This window comes from Nonomuraea sp. ZG12 (assembly GCF_052068115.1).
Classification (GTDB): Bacteria; Actinomycetota; Actinomycetes; order Streptosporangiales; family Streptosporangiaceae; genus Nonomuraea.
Genome location: NZ_JBQHCW010000020.1, coordinates 1 through 21,959 on the forward strand (window position 1 = coordinate 1; position 21,959 = coordinate 21,959).

At 68.8% G+C, this 21,959-nt stretch carries 24 protein-coding genes and 1 tRNA gene; 3 read left to right on the forward strand and 22 right to left on the reverse strand.

The window, feature by feature from the left end; all coding sequences use genetic code 11:
- Nucleotides 1-536: 536 nt before the first annotated feature.
- The 10 genes from ACTMTF_RS36425 to ACTMTF_RS36470 all read right to left on the reverse strand — a co-directional run bounded on the left by ACTMTF_RS36425 (nt 537) and on the right by ACTMTF_RS36470 (nt 6,758).
- Nucleotides 537-1,034 (reverse strand): hypothetical protein, encoded by a 498-nt coding sequence (locus ACTMTF_RS36425; protein ID WP_441114745.1) that lies wholly within the window; start codon nt 1,032-1,034, stop codon nt 537-539.
- A complete protein-coding gene (locus ACTMTF_RS36430) occupies nt 1,031-1,531 on the reverse strand; it encodes a hypothetical protein (RefSeq protein WP_441114746.1) in 501 nt (166 codons plus the stop codon). Before ACTMTF_RS36430 ends, ACTMTF_RS36425 begins: the two co-directional genes overlap by 4 nt.
- A gap of 403 nt (nt 1,532-1,934) precedes the next feature.
- Nucleotides 1,935-2,324 (reverse strand): 50S ribosomal protein L7/L12, encoded by a 390-nt coding sequence (rplL, locus tag ACTMTF_RS36435; protein WP_397010753.1) that lies wholly within the window; start codon nt 2,322-2,324, stop codon nt 1,935-1,937.
- 68 nt (nt 2,325-2,392) lie between these two features.
- Entirely contained in the window at nt 2,393-2,917 is a 525-nt protein-coding gene (gene rplJ / locus ACTMTF_RS36440; RefSeq protein WP_397010755.1) for a 50S ribosomal protein L10, read from the reverse strand.
- 244 nt (nt 2,918-3,161) lie between these two features.
- Nucleotides 3,162-3,992 carry an LppX_LprAFG lipoprotein gene (locus ACTMTF_RS36445; protein WP_441114747.1) on the reverse strand — a complete coding sequence of 277 codons (831 nt, stop codon included), beginning with the start codon at nt 3,990-3,992 and terminating at the stop codon, nt 3,162-3,164.
- Nucleotides 3,993-4,180: 188 nt separating this feature from the next.
- On the reverse strand, nt 4,181-4,900 hold the full coding sequence (gene rplA / locus ACTMTF_RS36450) for a 50S ribosomal protein L1 (protein WP_397010758.1): 720 nt from the start codon (nt 4,898-4,900) through the stop codon (nt 4,181-4,183).
- Between the two features lie 59 nt (nt 4,901-4,959).
- Nucleotides 4,960-5,391 carry a 50S ribosomal protein L11 gene (gene rplK, locus ACTMTF_RS36455; protein WP_189141257.1) on the reverse strand — a complete coding sequence of 144 codons (432 nt, stop codon included), beginning with the start codon at nt 5,389-5,391 and terminating at the stop codon, nt 4,960-4,962.
- Nucleotides 5,392-5,508: 117 nt separating this feature from the next.
- Nucleotides 5,509-6,297, reverse strand: a complete 789-nt coding sequence (gene nusG / locus ACTMTF_RS36460; protein ID WP_441114748.1) for a transcription termination/antitermination protein NusG — start codon at nt 6,295-6,297, stop codon at nt 5,509-5,511.
- Nucleotides 6,298-6,362: 65 nt separating this feature from the next.
- Nucleotides 6,363-6,608: a preprotein translocase subunit SecE gene (gene secE / locus ACTMTF_RS36465; protein ID WP_397010762.1), complete on the reverse strand. Its 246-nt coding sequence runs from the start codon at nt 6,606-6,608 to the stop codon at nt 6,363-6,365.
- A 77-nt stretch (nt 6,609-6,685) separates the two neighbouring features.
- Nucleotides 6,686-6,758, reverse strand: a tRNA-Trp gene (locus ACTMTF_RS36470).
- A 157-nt stretch (nt 6,759-6,915) separates the two neighbouring features.
- On the opposite strand from ACTMTF_RS36470, the gene ACTMTF_RS36475 reads away from it, so the two are divergent.
- Nucleotides 6,916-8,124: a pyridoxal phosphate-dependent aminotransferase gene (locus tag ACTMTF_RS36475; RefSeq protein WP_441114749.1), complete on the forward strand. Its 1,209-nt coding sequence runs from the start codon at nt 6,916-6,918 to the stop codon at nt 8,122-8,124.
- Nucleotides 8,125-8,178: 54 nt separating this feature from the next.
- On the opposite strand, the gene ACTMTF_RS36480 is transcribed toward ACTMTF_RS36475, so the two are convergent.
- Nucleotides 8,179-8,658 carry a hypothetical protein gene (locus ACTMTF_RS36480; RefSeq protein WP_441114750.1) on the reverse strand — a complete coding sequence of 160 codons (480 nt, stop codon included), beginning with the start codon at nt 8,656-8,658 and terminating at the stop codon, nt 8,179-8,181.
- A 122-nt stretch (nt 8,659-8,780) separates the two neighbouring features.
- Here ACTMTF_RS36480 and ACTMTF_RS36485 point away from each other — a divergent pair, with 122 nt between their 5' ends.
- On the forward strand, nt 8,781-9,800 hold the full coding sequence (locus tag ACTMTF_RS36485; RefSeq protein WP_441114751.1) for an adenosine deaminase: 1,020 nt from the start codon (nt 8,781-8,783) through the stop codon (nt 9,798-9,800).
- On the opposite strand, the gene ACTMTF_RS36490 is transcribed toward ACTMTF_RS36485, so the two are convergent.
- Entirely contained in the window at nt 9,789-10,511 is a 723-nt protein-coding gene (locus tag ACTMTF_RS36490) for a hypothetical protein (protein ID WP_441114752.1), read from the reverse strand. The genes ACTMTF_RS36485 and ACTMTF_RS36490 overlap by 12 nt on opposite strands.
- Entirely contained in the window at nt 10,498-11,037 is a 540-nt protein-coding gene (locus ACTMTF_RS36495; protein WP_441114753.1) for an RNA polymerase sigma factor, read from the reverse strand. The genes ACTMTF_RS36490 and ACTMTF_RS36495 overlap by 14 nt, the downstream gene beginning before the upstream one ends.
- A 123-nt stretch (nt 11,038-11,160) precedes the next feature.
- Here ACTMTF_RS36495 and ACTMTF_RS36500 point away from each other — a divergent pair, with 123 nt between their 5' ends.
- On the forward strand, nt 11,161-11,895 hold the full coding sequence (locus ACTMTF_RS36500) for a class I SAM-dependent methyltransferase (RefSeq protein ID WP_397010774.1): 735 nt from the start codon (nt 11,161-11,163) through the stop codon (nt 11,893-11,895).
- Nucleotides 11,896-11,905: 10 nt separating this feature from the next.
- Here ACTMTF_RS36500 and ACTMTF_RS36505 read toward each other — a convergent pair whose 3' ends face one another.
- The 9 genes from ACTMTF_RS36505 to ACTMTF_RS36545 all read right to left on the reverse strand — a co-directional run bounded on the left by ACTMTF_RS36505 (nt 11,906) and on the right by ACTMTF_RS36545 (nt 21,940).
- Nucleotides 11,906-12,793, reverse strand: coding sequence for a carbohydrate ABC transporter permease (locus ACTMTF_RS36505; protein WP_441114754.1), 888 nt, complete (start codon nt 12,791-12,793; stop codon nt 11,906-11,908).
- Nucleotides 12,790-13,674 (reverse strand): carbohydrate ABC transporter permease, encoded by an 885-nt coding sequence (locus tag ACTMTF_RS36510; protein WP_397010778.1) that lies wholly within the window; start codon nt 13,672-13,674, stop codon nt 12,790-12,792. Before ACTMTF_RS36510 ends, ACTMTF_RS36505 begins: the two co-directional genes overlap by 4 nt.
- A gap of 70 nt (nt 13,675-13,744) precedes the next feature.
- Nucleotides 13,745-15,010: an extracellular solute-binding protein gene (locus ACTMTF_RS36515; protein WP_441114755.1), complete on the reverse strand. Its 1,266-nt coding sequence runs from the start codon at nt 15,008-15,010 to the stop codon at nt 13,745-13,747.
- A 185-nt stretch (nt 15,011-15,195) separates the two neighbouring features.
- On the reverse strand, nt 15,196-17,058 hold the full coding sequence (locus ACTMTF_RS36520) for an acyl-CoA dehydrogenase family protein (protein ID WP_441114756.1): 1,863 nt from the start codon (nt 17,056-17,058) through the stop codon (nt 15,196-15,198).
- Between the two features lie 112 nt (nt 17,059-17,170).
- Nucleotides 17,171-17,716, reverse strand: coding sequence for an RNA 2'-phosphotransferase (locus ACTMTF_RS36525; RefSeq protein ID WP_441114757.1), 546 nt, complete (start codon nt 17,714-17,716; stop codon nt 17,171-17,173).
- Between the two features lie 591 nt (nt 17,717-18,307).
- The gene (locus tag ACTMTF_RS36530; RefSeq protein ID WP_441114758.1) at nt 18,308-19,453 is read right to left on the reverse strand and encodes an acetyl-CoA C-acetyltransferase; all 1,146 of its coding nucleotides are present in this window, start codon (nt 19,451-19,453) and stop codon (nt 18,308-18,310) included.
- A gap of 64 nt (nt 19,454-19,517) precedes the next feature.
- Nucleotides 19,518-20,183 (reverse strand): hypothetical protein, encoded by a 666-nt coding sequence (locus ACTMTF_RS36535; protein ID WP_441114759.1) that lies wholly within the window; start codon nt 20,181-20,183, stop codon nt 19,518-19,520.
- A gap of 24 nt (nt 20,184-20,207) precedes the next feature.
- Complete coding sequence (locus ACTMTF_RS36540) at nt 20,208-20,972, reverse strand: class F sortase (RefSeq protein ID WP_441114760.1); 765 nt, start codon at nt 20,970-20,972, stop codon at nt 20,208-20,210.
- Between the two features lie 5 nt (nt 20,973-20,977).
- A complete protein-coding gene (locus tag ACTMTF_RS36545) occupies nt 20,978-21,940 on the reverse strand; it encodes a hypothetical protein (RefSeq protein ID WP_441114761.1) in 963 nt (320 codons plus the stop codon).
- Nucleotides 21,941-21,959 lie beyond the last annotated feature (19 nt).

The following is a 21,959-nucleotide window of genomic DNA, read 5'->3' on the forward strand; positions in this document are numbered from 1 at the left end:
AGGGCGAGAAGGTCAGGAACTTCGAGGGGCTCCTGGATGCGCGAAAACGAGACGCGACTGGGACCGGCGGGTACGGCGGAGGCGTTGCGCGAGGCTGCCAACAGATGTCCTTCCGAGGGCTCGCGGCGGACTGACTACACGCACGCCAGACAACCTCGCAACGTGAGCAGCGGAGCGGGTCGTCAAAGGGCAGCGCAAAGGGGCAGTGTAGCCGAACGGCACACGCCTGTCCACTTCGCTCTCGCTGCATGCTTCACGTTGGTCGCAGCATCGCCCGTCCGAGCGGATCCGTCAAGCCCGAAAGCTCGACTTTCAGCCGTCTCGGGGCCTGGACGCTGGGTTTTCTCCCCTGTGTGATCGGTCGCCTACCGCCCGGCCCAAGACGATACCCGCGAACGGGGGCGGCTAACGCTCCGTCACACCGGGGGTCGAACCCATGCTGACAACCGGTGTAGCTGCGAAGGAGATACCCGTGACCTGGGCTCCGCCAAACCTGATTTTTAGTAACAATTGAAGTAAGCGGCGCGCCCGGCGCCTCACGCGGTCCCGATCAGAGTCGACAGATCGGCCACGAGCCAGCGCGATCCTTGCTTGACCATGACGAACCTCGCCCGGTTCTGGCTGACCTGTTGCTGCTGCTCTGCCTTCCCGGCGATCTTCTTTACCGTACCCGTGTTCACGAACATCAGAACCTCCACGCGACCGGGTTCCGCGCGCTCCACGGCGACAGCCGCGACGGCGGCGGTCTGCACGGTCCGCTGCGCCTTCGCCTTGGCCACCAGCGTGCCGGACAGCTCCTTGTAGTGACTGGTGAGCGCGCCCGTCGTGTGCTCCGCCGCCCGCGCCAGATCCTGCTCGATCGTGCGGTAGTCGTAGGACAGCAGATCGGGCGCGACGGCCCTGGCCGCCGCCATCGCCTCGGCGCCGGCCGCCTCGCCGTCGCGCATGGCGCTCAGGTCCAGCCAGAGCACACCCGTCACAGTCGCCAGGGCCAGCACCAGGACGGCCAGCGAGACGACCCCGGCCTTCCTCACGAGACCTGCACCGCCTTCGACACCAGCCACGCGCCGGACACCTTGGTCAGGTCCATCGACCATCGGTAGAACCGCTCCTGCGGAGCGTTGTCGGAGCCGTCCCAGCGGATCTCCACGTCGGCCACCACGAGTGCCTTCGCCGTGCTCTCCGACATCGACACCAGCCCGGCCGCGCGCAGCACGCCCTCCTGCACGACCTTGTTGGCGACCGTGGTGCTCTTGAGCTTGCTCGCGGCGGCTTCGTAGCCCGCCTTCGCCGGGCCCGTCGAGGTGACCAGGATGCGCTGCAGATCGGCCTCTACGGTCTTGTGGTCAAGTGAGAGCAAACTCACCGCGTGGGTGCCCGCCGCGAGCAGCGCCGCCTGCCGGTCGTCCGCTCTGGCCTGCGCGTCGCGCGCCTGCACGACCAGCCAGACGACGGCGGCTATCAGCAGCGCCGCCGCGACGGCGAGCGCCGGGACCGCGTGGCGGCCCAGCCGAGCGAAGATCTCAGCCACGTACGCCCCCTTCCCGGCACCGATTCGCCGGGATCATAACCCGCGGGCCTCGGCAGGGGTGCGCGAACCAACCGATGCCGTCGATATGGCCCTTGATCAGGCTACGAGCGGCCCGGAAGCCTTCAGATGGCCGCTGAGGCCGCGAGCGCCCGCCCTACTCCGGGAAACGCCTCGGCGGGCTGCCAGGGCGTGTCAGCCCTCACTGAGCGCCCGCAAGCGGGGTCGCAGCAGTCGTGCGCCCTCTTCGGGTGACATCCCTGTACGCATGTCGTCCGGGCTGCGTACAGGGATGTACGCCTGTCGTCCGGGCATGCGAAAGGGGCGACACACCCGGCACCTGGGTGTGACCGCCCCTTTGCGATGAAGCGTTGAGCCGCCTCGTGACGCGTTCTGAGCGAACGAGTTACTTGACGGTGACGCTGGCGCCGGCGCCCTCGAGGGCAGCCTTGGCCTTCTCCGCCTGCTCCTTGTTGACCTTGCCGTCGAAGACGGACTTGGGAGCGCCGTCCACCAGGTCCTTGGCCTCCTTGAGGCCGAGGGAGGTGAGGGCGCGGATCTCCTTGATGACCTGGATCTTCTTGTCACCGGCGCCTTCGAGGATGACCTCGAACTCGTCCTGCTCCTCGACGGCGGCGGCCTCACCGGCACCACCGACGGGGGCGGCGGCGACCGCGACGGGGGCGGCGGCCTTGACGTCGAAGACCTCTTCGAACTGCTTAACGAACTCGGAAAGCTCGAGGAGGGTCATCTCCTTGAACGCGTCGAGCAGCTCGTCGGTGCTGAGCTTCGCCATGATGGTTTCCTCCGTATGGGACTTTGAAATTTAGGAACGGGACCGCGGGTGTTGCGGCAATCCCCGTCTTACTCGCCCGACTCTTCGCGCTTGGCGCGAAGAGCGTCGGCCAGCTGAGCCATGTTGGTGGGCAGCGCGGCGAACATCGCAGCAGCAGAGCTCTGCTTCGCCTTGATCGCACCAGCAAGCTTCGCGAGAAGAACCTCGCGGGACTCAAGGTCAGCGAGTTTGGTGATCTCGGTGGCGTCCAGCTTCTTGCCGTCGAGGACGCCTCCCTTGATCACCAGGAGGGGATTGGCCTTGGCGAAGTCACGCAGACCCTTGGCCGCCTCGACAACGTCTCCGCTGACGAACGCGATCGCGGTCGGACCGGTCAGCAGCTCTCCGATGCCGGGAAGACCGGCCTCGTCCGCTGCGATCTTGGTCAGGGTGTTCTTCGCCACGGCGAACTTCGCATTCTCACCGAGAGATACGCGCAGCTGCTTGAGCTGGGCGACGGTGAGACCGCGGTACTCGGTCAGAACGGCCGCAGCGCTGCCTTCGAACTCGCTTCTGAGCTCGGCAACTGCTGTCGCCTTATCCGCCCTCGCCATGGGCCTCCTTCCAGATGTGCCACCGGCGAAGGGTCCCCTGACATGAGAACAGCCCCGGGCGCAGGGCGCACACGGGGCTCACGCACATGACTCGCGTCATGCGGGGAAACTCGTATCACACCTGCGCGGGCCGTCCACATGTCGTGGATCCTTCGGTCGCCAGGCTTTGAGGCACCTGACGACGACCGGCGGTCTTCGGCAACGACCACACTACGGGGTGGCCGCCGAGTTTCCAAATCGCTCTCTAGTTGGTCGTGCCCTTGGGCAGCTCACCGACCTGGTCGGCGGGCGGGGCCTGGATGTTCACGGGCTCGTTGTAGCCCTTGAACATCAGGGCCGCGTCCATCGAGGCACCCTTCTCCGAGCCGCTCATCGTGACCTTGCGCGGCAGCTTGTCGGCGCCGACCCAGATGTCGAACTTGACGTTCTTCAGCTCGGCCAGGTTGGTCCGCGCCCGCTCCTGCTTCTCGGCGGGCAGCTGCTTCAGCGCCGCGTCCACCGGGAAGGTGCCGGCGTAGTGGGTGGTGTCCTCGCCGCCGACGTTCTCGGTGCCGACCGACTTGACGTCCTGCGAGGCGGTGACCATCTCGGTCACGCCGGCCAGGTCGAACTGCTGGATCTGGTCGAGCACCTGGTCGATCTGGCCGCGGTCGGCGCCGGCCTCGCTCAGCGGCACCTTGACCCACTGCTTGGTCGCGCCGAGCACCTTGTTGAGGGCGTCGACCTTCAGGTAGACGGTGTCGCCCTGCAGGACGACCCGCGCCCCGCCGGGGAGGCTCTGACCACCGAAGTCGGCGCTGTCGATGGTGAGGTCCACGGCGAGCTCGGGCTTGCTCTGGAAGAGCATGCGGCCCTGAGCCTTGCCGGCGCCGTTCTGCGGGTCCGTCACGTTGACGACGGCGTCAACGGTGTAGGAGCTCACGTCGGCCGTCTTCTGCGCGGCCTGTGCCAGCACCTCCGAGGCGGCCAGATTGACCTGGATGGGCTGCGCGGTCGTTCCGCAACCGGCGACTGTGACCGCGACAAGGGCGGCGCCGGCCGCGGCAGTGGCGAGAGAAATCCTGCGCTTCAGCATGGTTTGAACCCTACGTGCCGGAGATCTGTCAGGAGCGGCTTCCCCGTACATCTCATGGAAAACTAAGGGTTATCCCTGAGGGCGATTCCCCCGAGACATAACGTTTCCCCCCGAGACATGACAGAGCCCCCGCCGCGGTGCGCGGCGGGGGCTCTGTACGGGTCTGACGGCCCCGAAGGGGGTCTGTCCTACGCCTCCAGGTCGGCGGTGAGGCCGCGGGTGGCGTTGGGGTCGACCGGGACGCCGGGGCCCATGGTCGTCGAGAAGGTGACCTTCTTGACGTAGCGGCCCTTGGCGGCCGACGGCTTGAGACGCAGCACCTCGTCGAGCGCGGCGGCGTAGTTCTCGATGAGCTGAAGCTCGGGGAACGACGTCTTGCCGATGACGAAGTGCAGGTTGGCCTGCCGGTCGGTGCGGAACTCGATCTTTCCGCCCTTGATCTCGGTCACGGCCTTGGCGACATCGGGGGTCACGGTGCCGGTCTTGGGGTTCGGCATGAGACCACGCGGGCCCAGGACGCGGCCCAGACGGCCGACCTTGCCCATGAGGTCCGGGGTGGCGACCACGGCGTCGAACTCGTTGAGGCGGTTGCCCTTGGCGATCTCGTCGATCAGCTCGTCGGCGCCGACGATGTCGGCGCCCGCCTCGCGGGCCGTCTCGGCACGGTCGCCGGTCGCGAAGACCAGGACCCGGGCGGTCTTACCGGTGCCGTGCGGGAGGTTGACCGTGCCGCGCACGATCTGGTCGGCCTTGCGAGGGTCGACGCCCAGCCGCAACGCCACCTCGACGGTCGCGTCGAACTTGGTGGCGGACGTCTCCTTGGCCAGCTTCGCGGCCTCGGCGGGCGTGTAGAGCTTGTCGCGGTCGATCTTGGCTTCCGCGTCCTTGTGCGCCTTGCTGCGCTGCATGTCTGTCTCCTTGTGGTGCGCGGGCCGCATCCGGCCCTCCCACGGTGTCGGGAAAGGTCTTACTCGGCGACGGTGATGCCCATGGACCGGGCGGTGCCGGCGATGATCTTCTCGGCGGCCTCGACGGTGTTGGCGTTGAGGTCGGGCATCTTCGTCTCGGCGATGCTGCGCAGCTGCTCGCGGCTGAGCTTGCCGACCTTGTCCTTGTGCGGGACCGCGCTGCCCTTGTCGAGGCCCAGAGCCTTCTTGATCAGCTCGGGCGCCGGGGGCGTCTTCGTGATGAAGGTGAAGCTGCGGTCTTCGAAAATGGTGATCTCGACGGGGATGATGTTGCCCCGCTGGGCCTCCGTCGCAGCGTTGTACTGCTTGACGAAGTCCATGATGTTGACGCCGTGGGGACCGAGTGCGGTACCGACCGGCGGGGCGGGCGTGGCCTGGCCAGCGGGAAGCTGGACCTTGACCAGAGCCGCGATCTTCTTCTTCGGAGGCATGAGTCCTTCTCCGGGTCCTGATCGTGATGCTGTCCTGACGCGGATGCGCCCGGACATGTCGGAAGGCCGCCCTTCGCGAAAGGCGGCCGGCCGAACGTCTAAGTGTAGGTGATCGTCTTAGATCTTCGAGACCTGGTTGAACGACAGCTCGACCGGGGTCTCTCGTCCGAAGATCGAAACGAGCACCTTGAGCTTCTGCGACTCGGGGCTGATCTCGCTGACCGAGGCGGGCAGGGTGGCGAACGGGCCGTCCATGACCGTGACGGACTCGCCGATCTCGAACTCGACGGTGGGTCCGGTGCTGGTCTTGGCGGCGGCCTTCTTGCTCTCCTCGCTCGGCTCCGGGGCCAGCAGCTTGCCGACCTCGTCGATGCTGAGCGGGCTCGGCTTGTTGGACAGGCCCACGAAGCCGGTCACGCCGGGCGTGTTACGGACGGCGGCCCAGGACTCGTCGGTCAGCTCCATGCGCACCAGGACGTAGCCGGGCAGCACGCGCTCCTTGACCGGGACCTTCTTGCCGCTCTTGAACTCCTGGACGGTGTGCGTGGGCACCTCGACCTGGTAGATGAAGTCCTCCATGTTGAGCGAGACGTTACGGCTCTCGATGTTGGACTTCACCCGGTTCTCGTAACCGGCGTAGGAGTGGATGACGTACCACTCGCCGGGGAGGCCGCGCAGGCCGCGCTTGAACTCCTCGACCGGATCGACGTCGGGCAGGATGTCCCCGTCTTCGTCGACGGTGGGAGAGGCGTCGGCGGACTCGTCGCCGTCGACCGGAGCGTCGTCGTCGGTCTCGACGACGGCCTCCTCGTCGTGGTCGGCAACGTCCTCGACGGTCTCCTCAGCGGCCTCGAAGGCCTCTTCCGGCTCGCGGGACTCGTCCGCCGGCACTGAAGACTCGGACACGGTGACTCTTCCTCCTTCGTCGTAAAGAATGGCGACTCCGTCAGGATGCACCGGAGGCGTCAGGATCAGGCCCCGCCGAAGACCCGTAGAACGACCCAGCCGAAGCCGGCGTCCAACGCGTAGACGATGCCGACCATGATCACAACGAATACCATGACGACGGAGGTGTACGTGACGAGCTCATTGCGTGTCGGCCAGATGACCTTACGCAGCTCGCTGACGATCTGCCGATAGAAGAGGGCGGGAGAAGTTCGCTTCTTCTTCTCTCCACCAGGCTTACCTGCGGTCTCGCCGCGCGTGTCGATCGCCACAGTCCTCACCTGATCTGTCGTATCCAACGCAGTTTTGCGGCGCGCTTACACGCCAAGTATTGCGCGGACCGCACTCGCAGGGCACGAGGGACTCGAACCCCCAACCGCCGGTTTTGGAGACCGGTGCGCTACCAATTGCGCCAGTGCCCTATGTCGTCAACCACACTACCCTGATCGACTCACTGCCTGGACCGAACCGCACACCGACATGCGGCGGCACGACCAGGGAAAAGTGTAGGGGTGTTTGGCCGCCACGTCGAACTGATCCCCGATCGCCCAGGTCACACGCCCATGAAAGCATGGGGACATGTCCACCCGTCCCCGTGTCTCCACACGGATTTCCGCGATCTCCGAGTCCGCGACCCTCGCCGTGGACGCCAAGGCGAAGGCGATGAAGGCCGCCGGTCGGCCGGTCATCGGCTTCGGCGCCGGCGAGCCCGACTTCCCGACACCCGGCTACATCGTCGAGGCGGCCGTGCAGGCGGCGCGCGACCCGCGTTTCCACAAGTACACCCCGGCGGGCGGCCTGCCCGAGCTCAAGAAGGCGATCGCCGCCAAGACGCTGCGCGATTCCGGCTACGAGGTCGACGCGTCGCGCGTGCTGGTCACCAACGGCGGCAAGCAGGCCGTCTACGAGACGTTCGCCACACTGCTCGACCCGGGCGACGAGGTGCTCGTGGTGGCCCCCTACTGGACGACCTACCCCGAGGCGATCAAGCTGGCCGGGGGCGTCCAGGTGGACGTCGTCACCGACGAGAGCACCGGCTACCTCGCGAGCGTCGAGCAGCTGGAGGCCGCGCGCACCGAGCGCACCAAGGTGCTGTTGTTCGTCTCGCCGTCCAACCCGACCGGCGCCGTCTACTCACGCGAGCAGACCGAGGCGATCGGCCGCTGGGCGGCCGAGCACGACCTCTGGGTCGTCACCGACGAGATCTACGAGCACCTCACGTACGGCGGCGCGGAGTTCACCAGCATCGCCACCGTCGTCCCCGAGCTCGGCGACCGGGTCGTCATCCTGAACGGCGTGGCCAAGACCTTCGCGATGACGGGCTGGCGGGTCGGCTGGCTGATCGGCCCGGCCGACGTGGTCAAGGCCGCCGCCAACCTGCAGTCCCACGCCACCTCCAACGTCGCCAACGTGTCGCAGATGGCCGCGCTGGCCGCCGTCTCCGGCGACCTGTCGGCGGTGGCGGAGATGCGGGAGGCGTTCGACCGCCGCCGCCAGACGATGGTGCGGATGCTCAACGACATCCCGGGCGTGTTCTGCCCCGAGCCGAAGGGCGCCTTCTACGCCTATCCGACGGTCAAGGACCTGCTCGGCAAGGAGCTGCGCGGCCGGCGGCCCCAGTCCTCGGCCGAGCTGGCCGAGCTGATCCTGGAGGAGGCGGAGGTGGCGGTCGTCCCCGGCGAGGCGTTCGGCACGCCCGGTTACTTCCGGCTGTCCTACGCCCTCGGCGACGACGACCTGGTCGAAGGCGTCAGCCGCCTGGCCAAGCTGCTGGCCGAGGCGCACTAGTCCGACGCGCGGGCGGCCCGCCACCGGCCGGCGGGCCGCCCGCGCGCGGAGGGCCTATTTGACGCTCGCGGCCACCTTGGCGATCTGCCCGGTGATGCCCCGGGTGGCGGCGACGTAGACGGCGGTGCCGGGGTGTTCGAGCCACATGAAGTGCCGCACCCCGCCGCGGGTCCGCCAGTGCAGGGCGGGCTTGCCCCGGTGCATGACGAGCCCCGCCTGGGTGACGAGGGAGGCGAACCGCTCGGGTGACCGCACCCCGCACACCACCCCCACGTACAACCGCTCGTCCCCCATGCTCCAGATCTGTCCCTTGACCTTGAGGCGCTCGGTGAGCGACCCGAGCCGCCGGAACGTACCGGACCGGGCCGACCCCGGAGGCATCGTCCCGATCGTGACGGGTACGGCGCCGCAGGCGAGGGTGAAGCCCGACTGGGAGATGGGGGCGTTGCTCGGCCGCGCGACGGGGGTCCTCGGCGTGGTGGGGCCGCACGCGGTCAGGCTGAGCACCAGCATCGCTGCCGCCAGGCGCCGCATCACAACACCATGACTTTCAGGTGGACGTCGGGAATAGGGCCCTTAGTCTCCTACAGGAGCCGGGGGCGAGGCGGCAAGACCGTTCGGCCGGGGCCAGGCCCGTCGGGTGGCAAAATATGGCGATGGCACGGTCCCTGCACACGCTTCCCAAGGCCCACCTGCACCTTCACTTCACCGGCTCGATGCGGCACGCCACGCTGATCGAGCTCGCCAGGGAGCAGGGCCTGCACCTGCCCGACGCGCTGGAGGAGGACTGGCCGCCCAAACTGCGGGCGACCGACGAGCGCGGCTGGTTCCGCTTCCAGCGCCTGTACGACATCGCCAGGTCCGTGCTGGGCCGGCCGGACCACGTTTACCGGCTGCTGCGCGAGACGGCGCGCGACGAGGCGGCGGCGGGCTCGCGGTGGCTGGAGATCCAGGTGGACCCGTCCGGTTACGCGCACCGGTTCGGCGGGCTGACGGCCACGCTGGAGCTGGTGCTGGACGCGGCGCGGCGGGCCGCCGACGAGGCGGGGATCGGCATCGCGGTGGTCGTGGCCGCCAACAGGACCAGGCATCCGCTCGACGCCAACACGCTGGCCCGGCTGGCCTCGCAGTACACCGACCAGGGCGTGGTCGGGTTCGGGCTGTCCAACGACGAGCGGCGGGCCCAGGCGCGCGACTTCGAGCGGGCCTTCAGGATCGCCAAGCGGGCCGGGCTGCTGGCCGTGCCGCACGGGGGTGAGCTGCTGGGGCCGCGCAGCGTGGCGCAGTGCGTGGACGACCTGGGCGCCGACCGGGTCGGGCACGGCGTGCGCGCGGCGGAGGACCGGCGGCTGATGGAGCGGCTGGCCGACCGGCAGATCTGCTGCGAGGTCTGCCCCACCTCCAACGTGGGGCTCGGGGTGGTGGAGCGGGCGGCCGACGTGCCGCTGCGCAGGCTGTTCGACGCGGGGGTGCCGATCGCGCTGGGGTCGGACGACCCGCTGCTGTTCGGGGCGCGGCTGCTGCGGCAGTACGAGCTGGCGCGGGAGGCGTACGGCTTCAGCGACGCGGAGGTGGCCGAGCTGGCCAGGCAGTCGATCAGGTCGTCGGCCGCGCCCGATTCGGTGCGCAAGGAGCTGATGCGGGGCATCGACGACTGGCTGGCCTCACCCGAGTGAGCGGGCCAGCTCGACGGCCCGGTCCATCGCGGTGACCCCCTCCAGCCTGTAGCCGACGGCGCCGGTCTGCCAGATGAGGGTGGGGCCCGCCTGGCGCAGCGGGATCTCGGTGTCGTCCGGCCTGGTGATGTAGCCGACCGGGTGCTCACCCGACAGCCACCAGCCGGTGACGCCGTTCACCGGGACGTCCTGGGGGAACGGCGGGCCGAGGCGTTTGAAGAAGTAGGGGTCCATGCCGCCGTCGAACTGGTCGAAGCGGACGCCGCCCGGCCAGAACATCGACACCACCCGGCCGCCGTCGCTCACCGTGACGCGTGGCGGCGGGCCCAGCGCGGTCAGGGTCCGCACCGGGAAGCGGGCCTGGGCCGCCGCCTGTCCTGGGGGTACGGCGCGCTCGCCGGGCAGGACGGTGGGGGTGGCCACAGGGGGCGGGGTGTCGCTGGTCAGCGTCAGCTCGACGCCGGCGTGGCGCAGGATGGTGAGCACAGCATGCCTGCCCTGCGGCGTGGCGGCGGTCACGGCGACGATCACGGCCACGACGACCGCGACCACCCTCCACCTGATCCGTCGCCGCGCGTTCGCAGGGGTGTGCGGGGGCAGGGCGTCGAGCCGGGCGCGTACCGCCGCCGCCACCTGGTCGGGCGGCGGCGCCGGCACGTCGAGGGACTCGGCCAGGGCGCGCAGCTCGGCCTCAAGGTCATCGGAGCTCATCGCGCACCTCCTCCCTCAGCCGGGCCAGGCCCCGGTGGGTCCTGGACTTGACGCTGCCGATCGGGCAGCCGAGCACCTGGGCGGTCTCGGCCTCCGACAGCTGTAAGAAGTACCGGCAGACGACGGCGTCGCGTTCCCGTTCCGGCAGCGTGCGGACCGCCTCCAGCAGCCGGGCGCGCCGGTCGGTGGCCACGGCCGTGCCCTCGGGATCGTCGCCGGCCGTCAGCTCCGCCGTCGCGCTGAGCCGTACGGAGAGCCGGGACCTGCGCCCGCGCGACCGGGTCAGGTTGTGCGTCTCGTTGGCCACGATGCGCAGCAGCCACGGCCGGAACGACGACTCGCGGCGGAACGACCGCAGGTGCTTGAAGGCCTTGACGAACGCCTCCTGCACCACGTCCTCGGTCTCGTCCCCCGCGCCCAGCACGGCGGCGGTGCGGTGGGCGAGCGCGCTGTAGCGGGCGACCAGCGCCTCGTAGGCGGACAGGTCACCCTGGAGCGAGCGGCCGATGGCCTCGTCGTCGTCCATGGACGAGTCAGATTCCACCGCATCCTGAAGCCACGCGGAAGGGCGTTTCGTCCATGAGGTGACCTCTCGTTCCTGCCTGGCACTAGACTCGGGCCATTCCTCGAGCCCCTAAGGAACGGGACTATGTCTTCTGGGTATGACCGTGTAGTGCAACCGGCGGCCGGTGACGAGGCCCTGGAGAACCATCTCGGTGGGGACGAGGCCAAGAACTATCGGCAGTACGAGTTCGACATGGTCGCCCCCCATGTCGGCCGTTCGATGCTGGAGATCGGTTCGGGGCTCGGCCACTTCGCCGACCAGTTCCTGCCCAGGCTCGACCGGCTGGTCGTGAGCGACTTCGACCCCTACTGCGTGGAGCAGCTGCAGAAGCGTTTCGAGGGCCGCGACGACATCGACGTGCTGCAGTTCGGCCTGCCGACCGAGATCCCGCTGAAGGACAAGGTCGACACGGTCGTGATGATGAACGTCCTGGAGCACATCGAGGACGACGCCGAGGCGCTGCGCTCGCTGGCCCGGGTGACGCTGCCCGGCGGCCGGATCATCATCTGGGTGCCCGGCTACATGCAGCTGTACGGCGACTTCGACCGTAAGGTCGGCCATGTCCAGCGCTACACGCCCAAGACGCTGCGCGCCACGGTCGACAAGGCCGGCCTTGAGGTCGACGTGCTCAAGCCGATCAACTTCCTGGGCGGCATCGCCTGGTGGGCGGCAGTCCGCCGGGGCGGCGTCGGCTACCCTGACCCGCGCCTGGTCAAGATCTACGACCGCACGGTGGTGCCGGCCACGCGGCTGATCGAGCGCTTCATCCGCCCCCCGTTCGGCCAGACGGTCTTCTGCGTGGCCCGCGTCCCTGCTTGATGACCCAGGGCTACTTGATGGACCCGGCCGTGAGGCCCCCGACCACCTTCCGCTCGATGAGGGCGAACAGGATGATCACCGGGATGGTGGCGATCACGGAGCCGGCGAACAGGTTCTGCCAGTCGACCTGATACTGGCCGATGAAGGAGTTGAGCGCCACGGTCAGTGGCTGCTTCTCCGGCGTGGTGGTCAGTGTCAGGGCGACGACGAACTCGTTCCAGGCGGCGATGAAGGTAAAGATCAGTGCGGTGATCACGCCGGGCATGGCGAGCGGCAGCGTGATCCTGAACAGCGCGCCGAAGCGGCCGTTGCCGTCGATGAAGGCGGCCTCCTCCAACTCGCGCGGGATCGAGGCGAAGTAGGCGTTCAGGATCCACACCGCGAACGCCAGGTTGAACCCGCCGTTGACCAGGATCAGCGACCAGATCGAGTCGACGAGCCCGAGCTGCGAGAACTCCCGGTAGATGCCGACCAGCATGGCCGTGGGCTGGAACATCTGGGTGATCAGCACCAGGATCAGGAACATGGTGCGGCCCCGGAAGTTGTGCCGGGCGGAGTAGTAGGCCGCCGGCAGCGCCACTAGCAGCACCAGGACGGTCGAGCCGGCCGCCACCTGGAGGGTGACCATCAGGTTGCCGGCCAGTCCACTGCTCCAGAAGTCAACCAGGTTCGACCATTCCCACTGCGAGGGCAGCAGGGTGACGTCGCGCAGGGTCTCCTGGGGACGCAGCGAGGTCAGCACCATCACCACGTAGGGGAACAGGAAGATGAAGGCGACCACGTAGGCGGTGGCCGCGACGAGTGTCGTCTTGAGCCTGGGCATGGCGCGGGGGCCGGTCGGCCTGGGCCTGGCGTGGGCGCGCGGCGGCGCCTTCGGAGCCGTTTCGACGGCCATCATGCCACCGCCCTGTTCCAGCGGGAGATCTTGAGGAAGAGCGCGGTGATCACGAGCACCATTCCGAAGTTGACCACCGACATCGCGGCGGATTCGCCGATGTCGGAGCCCTTGAGGATGAACATGAGGATGGTGGAGGTCGCCGTCGAGTAGCCCGGCTGTCCGTGGGTCATCGCCCAGATGATCGGGAAGCTGTTGAAGACGTTCATCACGTTGATCAGGGCCGCGACGGTGAGCGCGGGCCTGAGCAGCGGCAGGGTGATCGACCAGTACGTACGGATCCGGCGGGCGCCGTCCATCTTGGCGGCCTCGTACACGTCCGAGGGGATGGTCGCGAGTCCGGCGAGCAGCGCGTACGTGGTGAACGGCACGGAGACGAACACGGCCACGAACACCAGCCACGGCATGGCCGTGGAGGCGTCGCCGAGTTGGTCGGCCGAGGCGCCGCCCATCGCGTCGATGAGCCCGAGTTTGAGCCTGATCTGGTTGATCACGCCTACTTCGGGGTCGAGCATCCACTTGAAGACGATCGCGGTCATCAGCACCGAGGCCGCCCAGGGCGCGATCAGCGCCCACCGGGCGACCTTGCGGCCAGGGAAGCGCTGGTTGAACAGCTGGGCGAGGGCCAGCGAGATCACCACGGTGAGCACGACGACCGCGACCACCCAGATCACGCTGCGGACCATGACGTCCGCGAAGTCCTTCTCGGCGAACAGCTTGTGGTAATTGTCCAGCCCGTTGGAGCCTCGGACGATGCCGACCCGGCTGATCTCCAGGAATGACGACCGGATCATCTCGACGACCGGCCAGAGCACCACGAGCGCGATCAGCAGCACGGCGGGCCCGACCCAGGCGAGGGGCTCCAGGGCGCGCAACCTTCTCATGAAGAACCTTCCATGAAGGTACGGCCGGCGCCCTGGCAGGCAGGCGCCGGCCGTACCGGACCCTCGATGGTCAGCCGGCCGCGGCGGTCTTCTGGAGCTCGCCGAGGACCTTGGCCGGGTCGTCCTTGACGGCCCCGCCGATGATCTGCTTGATCTGCGGGTTCACCTCGGCCCACTTCGGGTCCTGGAAGGGGTAGAAGCTGGCGTTGGGCAGGCCGTCGAGGAACGGCTTGAGCTTCTCGTCGCCGGACAGCTTCTCGATGCCGCTCTTGGTGACAGGCAGCAGCTTGTAGGTGTCGCTGATCTTCTGCGCGGCGCTGCCGGTGTAGAAGAAGTCGAAGAACTTCTTGATCTCGGCGGCGTGGCCGTTCTTGTTGAACGCCATGATCCAGTCCATGACGCCGAGCGTGGTGTCGAGCGGGCCGGCCTTGCCGGGGATGGGCACGACGCCGTAGTCCTTCAGGCCCGCCGCGTCGAAGATCGGGATGGACATCGGTCCGCCGTTGACCATGCCGACCTTGCCCGCGCCGAAGTCCTCCCAGACCGTCTTGCGGTCCTTGGTGCCCGGGTTCGGGGTGGTCAGGCCGGCGTCGACGAGGCCCTTGAGGTAGCCGAAGGTCTCGACGTTCTGCGGGGAGTCGATCGCCCACTTGCCGGAGGCGTCCTTGTAGCCGCCGCCGTTGCCGAGCATCCACAGGAACGACTCGGCCTGGGCCTCCTCCTGGCCGAGCGGGAGGCCGAAGGGCTGGCTGACGCCGGCGGCCTTCAGCTTCTCGGCCGCGGCCTTGAGCTCGTCCCAGGTCTTGGGCGGGTCGGTGATCTTCGCCTTGGCGAAGAGCTCCTTGTTGTAGAACAGGGCGCGGGCGGAGGAGACGAACGGGATGCCGTAGGCGGTCCCGTCGACCTTGCCGAACTCGGCGAACTTCTCCAGCATGTCGCCGGACGTCGCGGGCGACAGCACCTCGTCGACCTTGTACAGGAGCTGGTCGGCGACGAAACCGGAGTAGTCGCCGGTCTGCAGGATGTCGGGCACCTGACCGTTCTGGATCATGGTGGCGACCTGCGAGTCGATGTCGTTCCAGTTGATGACCTGGACGTCGACCTTGATGGTGGGGTTGGCCGCCTGGAACTCGTCCACGACGCCCTTCCAGAACGTCTCGCCCGAGTTCGGCTTGCCGGGGCCGTCGCCGTAGTCGGCGGCGACCATCTTCAGCGTGACCTGGCCGCCCGAGGCTGCCTGGTCGCCGCCCTCGGTGGTGGGCGCACTGGAGGAGCCACAGCTGGACAGGACCAGTGCGGTTGCCAGGCCGAGAGCGGCGCCGCCCACAAGTCTCATTCTCACCGTAAGTACCGCCTTCTCGTCGGACGGGTCACACTGGTCCGTACCAGTCACCAGACCCGGCCCAGGGGGATGGGGCCGCGCGAGACGCAGCTCGACGCGTTTGCGCCAGCGTAAGCCTCTGTTCAACAGCCGGTCTATACCGGTTGGTCTCGGTTTGACAACACCACGGCATCGGCGGTCTAGACCACGCGTCTGCGTACGTTCTCCCCGCCCTGCGGCGACCCGATCCACGGTCCCTCGATCGACGGGTCGAGAACGCCCTCCTCCAGGAAGGTGTAGCGGCCGCCGAGCACATGGCGGGCCAGCCGCACGTCCTGGCTGTCGCTGTTGTCCCACAGCCTGTCGAACAGCGCGTCCACCCGCAGCCTGGCCTGCCGGCAGAAGGCGTCGGCCAGCTCGTACGGCCTGCGGCCCAGCTCGTGGGCGTCCTCCTGGGCCCTGACGCAGACCGCCGTCATCGCGAACACCTCGGCGCCGATGTCCACGATCCGGCCGAGAAACGACTGCTTGTGCTCCAGCCCGCCCTGCCAGCGCGACATCCCGTAGAAGGTGACCCGCGCGAGCTTCCTGCTGGTCCGCTCCACGAACCGCAGGTGTGCCGCCAGCGGGCCGAAAGGCGCGTAGGAGGTGGGCAGGTTGCCCGCTCCCGTCACCAGGCCGGGCAGCCAGCGGGCGTAGAAGGCGCCGGCCCGCTTGAGCGCCTGGGCGCGTTCCTGGCGGGAGGCGTCCGGGTTGATCAGCTCACCGGCCGCCGACAGGTGCGCGTCGACCGCCTCCCGGGTGATGAGCAGGCGCATGATCTCCGAGGAGCCCTCGAAGATGCGGTTGATCCTGGAGTCGCGCAGCATCTGCTCCGCCGGCACCCCGCGCTCGCCGCGCGCGGCCAGCGACTCGGCCGTCTCGAAGCCGCGGCCGCCCCTGATCTGGACGAGCTCGTCGAGCACCTGGTACGACAGCTCGGAGGCGTACAGCTTGGCCAGCGCGGCCTCGATCCTGATGTCGTTGCGCCGGTCGTCGGCCATCCTCGCGGTCAGGTCGCAGACCGCCTCCAGGGCGTAGGCGGTGGCCGCGATGAAGGCGATCTTCGTGGCCACGGCCTCGTGCTCGCCGACCTTGCGCCCCCACTGGACGCGGGCGTTCCCCCACTCGCGGGCGATCTTCACGGCCCACTTGGCGCTGCCCGCGCAGGTGGCGGGCAGCGAGAGCCGGCCGGTGTTGAGGGTGGTGAGCGCGATCTTCAGGCCCTGACCCTCGCGGCCGATCAGGTTCCGGGCCGGGACCCGCACCTGGGAGAACTCCGTCACCCCGTTCTCGATCCCGCGCAGCCCCATGAACGCGTTGCGCCGCCTGACCGTGATGCCGGGCGAGTCCCCCTCCACGACGAAGGCGCTGATCTTCCCGCCCGTCCTGGCCATGACCACGAGCAGGTCGGCGATCACGCCGTTCGTCGTCCACAGCTTGACGCCGTCGATCACGTACTCGTCGCCGTCCCTGACCGCGGTGGTGCTCAGCCGCGCCGGGTCGGAGCCCACGTCGGGCTCGGTGAGCAGGAACGCGGAGATCTCGCCCCGCGCGCACCTCGGCAGGAACTCCCGCTTCTGCTCCTCGGTGCCGAACTGCTTGAGCGGCTGCGGCACCCCGATCGACTGGTGCGCCGACAGCAGCGTCGCCAGCGCCGGGCAGTAGGAGCCGACGAGCACGAGCGCGCGGCAGTAGTACAGGTACGGCAGGCCCAGCCCGCCGTACTCCTGACCGATCGTGATCCCGAAGGCGCCGAGCCCGGCCAGCCCCTTGACCACCTCGTCGGGCACCTGCGCGGTCCGCTCGATCAGCGCCGGATCGACGTGCCCGTCGAGGAAGCGCCGCAGCGCCCTGACGAACCCCTCGCCCCGCTCTGCGGCCTCCTCGGGGATCTTCGGAGCCGGATGGACCAGATCCAGCCGCAGGTCGCCGAGGAACAACTGCTTGGCGAAGCTGGGGCGGGTCCACTCTCGCTCGCGGGCCTGCTCGCCGAGCTCTCTTGCCTTGGCGTACTCGCTCATAGCATCCTCCCGCTGACAGTACGCCTGATGGAGATTGCTGTGTACTGCCCGGCCGAAGGCGCTTTGCGCCTTGTGTACCAACCTTTTTCGTACGCCCGGCGCTGGGCCTCGATCAGCCCGGGAAGCGGATGTAGGCCGGCGGGACCCGGTCCACGAGCCAGACGCCGTTGGCGCTGACGTGGAAGGCGTGGCCGGCGGCGCGCATGGCCGCCGCGTCCACCGGGAGCACCACCGGCCTGCCCCGGCGGGCGCCGACCCGGGTGGCCGTCTGGCGGTCGGGCGACAGGTGGACGTGGTGCCGGCTCATCGGGCGCAGCCCCTCGGCGCGGATCGCGGGCAGGCTCGCCGCCACCGTGCCGTGGTAGAGGAACGCCGGAGGCTCGCGCACCGGCAGGTCCAGGTCCACGGTGACCGAGTGGCCCTGATTGGCGCGGATGCGGCCGTTCTCCAGGGCATAACGCTGCTTGTCGTTGTCCTGGACGACCTGGGCGAGCTCCGCCTCGGTGATCGGGAAGCCGTGGGCGGCCGCCGCGCCGAGAAAGGCGTCGACGTCTGTCCAGCCGTGCTCGTCCAGTTCGAGGCCGATGCGCTCGGGCTCGTGCCGCAGGTGCTTGGCCAGATACTTGGAGACCCGCACCATGCGTCGTTCGTCCATCATCGCTCCCGGCGGCGCCGAACGGTTGTGGCGTCCACTGTCTCAAAGATCCGTATTCCCGCGGAACGCCTCAGACCGCAGCCTGTCCGGGATGCGCTTCCCTCTAGCGGCCATCACCGGCGCCGTCATGGTGCTCTCCTCCTGCTCCACGCCAGATGGCCACGCGGCGATAAATCGGTTGTGCCGTGCGCGGAGCGGGGGCTACCGTAACGGACATGCGCCTTTACCTGTAATACGCCTGAGCCCGATCGGGCCGGCCTCTCAGCCACCCCGCCCATGCAGACGCGGCCGCTGAGCTTGCGTACCCGGCTGTCGCCGCGTCGCGATTCACGTAAAGGAGCCCACCCATGCGCGTACGTTCATCCGGCAAGAAGAAGCGAAATCTCCCAGGCCATCCCGGTCGGGAGTTGCCGCCCATGCCCCGGCAGATGCCGAAGGCCCCGCAGCGGCCGATCGCGCCGCCCCGGCGGATCCCGCCCAAGGGGCGATAGGACCACTACCTGGATGGTGGTGATCGCGGCGCACGCCCGCCACGCCATGGGCGAGCCGCGACAGACCGATGCCCCGGCCGACTCGGCCGGGGCATCGGTGGTGTCAGAGCCGTTCGATGATGGTGACGTTCGCCTGGCCGCCGCCCTCGCACATCGTCTGCAGGCCGTACCTGCCGCCGGTGCGCTCCAGCTCGTGCAGCAGCTTGGTCATCAGGATCGCGCCCGTGCCGCCCAGCGGGTGGCCCAGGGCGATGGCGCCGCCGTTGGGGTTCACCCGGGCGGGGTCGGCGCCGAGCTCCTTCAGCCACGCCAGCGGCACCGGCGCGAACGCCTCGTTGATCTCCGTCACGTCGATGTCGTCGATCGACAGCCCGGCCTTCTTCAGCGCCTTCTGGGTCGCCGGGATCGGCGCGGTGAGCATGTAGACCGGATCGTCGCCCATCAGCGCGAGCTGGTGGATGCGGGCGCGCGGGGTGAGCCCGTGGTCCTTGACCGCCTGCTCGGAGGCGATCAGCAGGGCGCCCGAGCCGTCGGAGATCTGCGAGGAGGTGGCGGCGGTGATCTGGCCGCCCTCCTTGAGCGTCTTCAGCGAGGCCAGCTTCTCCAGCGTGGAGTCGGGGCGCGGCCCCTCGTCGTGCTCGACGCCGTTGATGGGCGCGATCTGGTCCTTGAAGTAGCCGTTGGCGATGGCCTTGGCGGCACGCTGGTGCGACTCGAAGGCGAAGCGCTCCAGCTCGTCCCGCTTGAGCCCCCACTTCTCGCACATCAGCTCCGCGCCGCGGAACTGCGAGATCTCCTGCATGCCGTAACGCTCGACCCACTTCTCCCCGAACGGGAACGGCATGCCCTTCTCCAGCGCGGCGGTGATCGACGAGCCCATGGGCACGATGCTCATCGACTCCACACCGGCGGCCACGACCAGGTCCTGCGTGCCGGACAGCACACCCTGCGCGGCGAAGTGGATCGACTGCTGGGAGGATCCGCACTGGCGGTCGATCGTGACCCCGGCGGTGGTCTCCGGCAGCCCGGCCGACAGCCAGGCGTTGCGCGCGATGTCCATGCTCTGGGGGCCGAACTGCATGACGCACCCCATGATGACGTCCTCGACCGCCGCCGGGTCGACGCCCGTACGGTCGATCAACGCCTTCAGCGAGTGCGCGGCCAGGTCAGTGGGGTGGACGGTGGACAGGCCGCCCTTCTTCTTGCCGACCGGGCTGCGAACCGCCCCGACGATGTACGCCTCTGCCACAGTGCCTCCTGGTAAACCGAGCATCATTCGGTCCTTACCCGGAAGGGTACAACAGAACGTTGCTCTACTCAGTCGGCGGCAGAAGATCCTCCACGGTGTCGACCCGGAACCGCCACCGGTCCACCGCCAAGCCGTTCAACGCCTCCGACAGCGACAGCGCGAGCGCGCCCAGCTTCGCCTGGTCGTCGCCCCGCAACTCGATCGCGGTCAGCTCGGTCGCGAACGGCAGCAACTCCTGCGCGGCGGGCGGCTGCCCCTTTTGCGGCACCACCAGGACCCGGATGCCGCCGGCGTTGAAGACGAACTCCTCCTCCTGCTCGACCTCGCCCTCCAGCAGCTCCAGCAGCTCCTCGGCCGACGGCCGGACCGGCAGGATCACCGCGGGCCCACCCCCGTGTCCGGCATCGGACGGATCGGCGACCTCGCCCCGGCACACCGCCAGCCCGCCCAGCCGGAAGGCCAGCCCCTCGGCCAGATAGCGGTCGAAGTAGTCGAACGGCAGCGGGCCCTCCGCCGTCACCCGGCACGCCCACACCTTCTCCAGCTCGCCGCCCACCAGATCCGGCTCCGCCTCGACCGGGGCGTGCACCCTGACATCCGCAGCCACGATGTCGTCACCGTCCTCGCGGGCGCCCGGATCGGCCAGCTGCACCATCCGCAGCAACGTCGCGCGGTCCGGCTTGGCGGGCAGTGCCGCCGTGGGGCCAGTACGCAGTCTCCGCTTCGCCATCCAGCCCATTGCGCGCCTCCGCGATCAGCTTCGATACGAGCTCGTCATCGTCGCGTAGACGATGACGTTGTCGGTGTAGTGCCCGGTCCTGCGGATGTAGGTGCCGCCGCAGGTGATCAGGTGGAGCTGGGCGTTCTCCCGCGGACCGTAGACGCGCTCGGTCGGGAACGTCTTCTTGTCCGCCTGCTCGACGCCGCCCACCGTGAACACCGCCGTGATGCCGTCCTGCCGCTTCACCTCGATGGTGTCGCCGTTGACCAGTTCCGGCAAGCGGCTGAAGACCGCGCTGCGCGTCGCCGTGTCCTTGTGCCCCAGCAGCACCGCCGGGCCGGCCTCGCCGGGCGTCGACATGTTCCGGTACCAGCCCACCAGGTTGTGGTTGTTCAACGGCGGCACCTGGATCGTCCCGTCACCGGCCAGCCCCACGGACTTGATCGGCGCGTTGATCCCGAGCCGCTTCACCGAGATCCTGACCGGCGTCGAAGGCAGCATCGCCGGCGCCGGCACGATCTCCGGCAGCGGCGGCGGCACATCCGGCGCCGCCTGGAACATCGCCTGCTCCGGCTGCGCCTGCTTGGGCTGCGCCGACAGGGGCAGCGCCTCCCGGTCGCTGGCCAGGCCGTACTCCTCGGGCGAACCGAGCACGATCAGCATCCCGGCGACCACGGTCACCACACCGGCGATCGCGGCCAGGAGCAGCGCGCCCCGCAGCACCTTCCCACCCTGATCCGGCGACGGCGACGGCGGCGGCGGTACGGGCGCGCCGCCGTACGGATAGTGGTTGGCCACCTCGATCAGCCCCTGGCGACGTTACGACGACGCAGCAGCAGCCCACCGGCACCGGCACCCAGGACCAGCACGGACCCGGCCAGCAGGAACATCCGCCCATCCGGCCCCGCATCCCCACCGGCACCGGTAGCGGCACCCTTCTTGGGCGTCTGCGACGACCGCGTCGTAGGACTCTTCCGCGTCGTGGGCGTCTCGGTGACGAACTCGGTCTTGGTCTTGGTGGGGGTGGGTGTGCTGCTGGTCGTGGGAGTGTTGCTGCTGGTGGGGGTCGACGTGGCCGCACTCACCGTGAAGGTGTACGTCTTCAGGCCAGTGGTGGGGGCGGTGCACTTGACCGCCTGCGTCGTGGCGGTGGCGCTGGTCCCGAAGACCAGGTCCCCCGGCGTGATGGTGACCGTGCCGGTGGTGGTCGGCTTCACCTTGATGGTCACGTTGGGCAGGGTCGTGATCTGGGTGGTCGCGGTCAGGGCGGCCTCTCCGGTGGCCGACGCCGGGGCTCCGGCGCCGCTGGCCTTCACGGTGGCGAAGAGCTTCGAGCTCGTGGGGAAGCCCGCCGTGGGCGCCGGCAGCGGGTCACCGGTGCTCTGTACAGCGCCTGTCCAGGTGATGGAGGCGTCCTGGTTGGCCCTGGCGCTGGTCGGCATGGTCGGCGTGACCTTGATGTCGACCTGGGCGTCGTCCGTCGTCGTGCCGCCCACGACGGTGCACGTGTAGGCGATGATGTCGGTCCCGGTGCCACCGCCGGTGCCGATGGGGACGTCCAGCACATCGGTGGCAGGAGACGAGTTGGTGCAGGTCGTCACACTTCCCGTGACATTGGCGAGCGACAACTTGATGTCGCCAGGCCTCACACTGACCTTGCTCGTGGTTCCGGCGGGCACCGACAGCTTGTAGGCGACGGTATCCGCCGTGGTGCTGGTCGCCCCCGACGCGACCTCAGGCCCGGCCTTGGCTCCCGGATCGCTCACCGTAACCGTCGAAGGGGTG

Coding starts and splice junctions, on each gene's coding strand:
- rplA (WP_397010758.1), bottom strand. CDS start 4,900: ATGCAGCGCAGCAAGGCGCACAAGGACGCGGAAGCCAAGATCGACCGC.
- ACTMTF_RS36505 (WP_441114754.1), bottom strand. CDS start 12,793: ATGATGGCCGTCGAAACGGCTCCGAAGGCGCCGCCGCGCGCCCACGCC.
- rplK (WP_189141257.1), bottom strand. CDS start 5,391: ATGCCTCCGAAGAAGAAGATCGCGGCTCTGGTCAAGGTCCAGCTTCCC.
- ACTMTF_RS36500 (WP_397010774.1), top strand. CDS start 11,161: ATGTCTTCTGGGTATGACCGTGTAGTGCAACCGGCGGCCGGTGACGAG.
- ACTMTF_RS36520 (WP_441114756.1), bottom strand. CDS start 17,058: ATGAGCGAGTACGCCAAGGCAAGAGAGCTCGGCGAGCAGGCCCGCGAG.
- ACTMTF_RS36510 (WP_397010778.1), bottom strand. CDS start 13,674: ATGAGAAGGTTGCGCGCCCTGGAGCCCCTCGCCTGGGTCGGGCCCGCC.
- ACTMTF_RS36525 (WP_441114757.1), bottom strand. CDS start 17,716: ATGATGGACGAACGACGCATGGTGCGGGTCTCCAAGTATCTGGCCAAG.
- ACTMTF_RS36475 (WP_441114749.1), top strand. CDS start 6,916: ATGTCCACCCGTCCCCGTGTCTCCACACGGATTTCCGCGATCTCCGAG.
- rplL (WP_397010753.1), bottom strand. CDS start 2,324: ATGGCGAAGCTCAGCACCGACGAGCTGCTCGACGCGTTCAAGGAGATG.
- ACTMTF_RS36535 (WP_441114759.1), bottom strand. CDS start 20,183: ATGGCGAAGCGGAGACTGCGTACTGGCCCCACGGCGGCACTGCCCGCC.
- rplJ (WP_397010755.1), bottom strand. CDS start 2,917: ATGGCGAGGGCGGATAAGGCGACAGCAGTTGCCGAGCTCAGAAGCGAG.
- ACTMTF_RS36490 (WP_441114752.1), bottom strand. CDS start 10,511: ATGAGCTCCGATGACCTTGAGGCCGAGCTGCGCGCCCTGGCCGAGTCC.
- ACTMTF_RS36445 (WP_441114747.1), bottom strand. CDS start 3,992: ATGCTGAAGCGCAGGATTTCTCTCGCCACTGCCGCGGCCGGCGCCGCC.
- ACTMTF_RS36480 (WP_441114750.1), bottom strand. CDS start 8,658: ATGCGGCGCCTGGCGGCAGCGATGCTGGTGCTCAGCCTGACCGCGTGC.
- ACTMTF_RS36515 (WP_441114755.1), bottom strand. CDS start 15,010: ATGAGACTTGTGGGCGGCGCCGCTCTCGGCCTGGCAACCGCACTGGTC.
- ACTMTF_RS36495 (WP_441114753.1), bottom strand. CDS start 11,037: ATGGACGACGACGAGGCCATCGGCCGCTCGCTCCAGGGTGACCTGTCC.
- ACTMTF_RS36485 (WP_441114751.1), top strand. CDS start 8,781: ATGGCACGGTCCCTGCACACGCTTCCCAAGGCCCACCTGCACCTTCAC.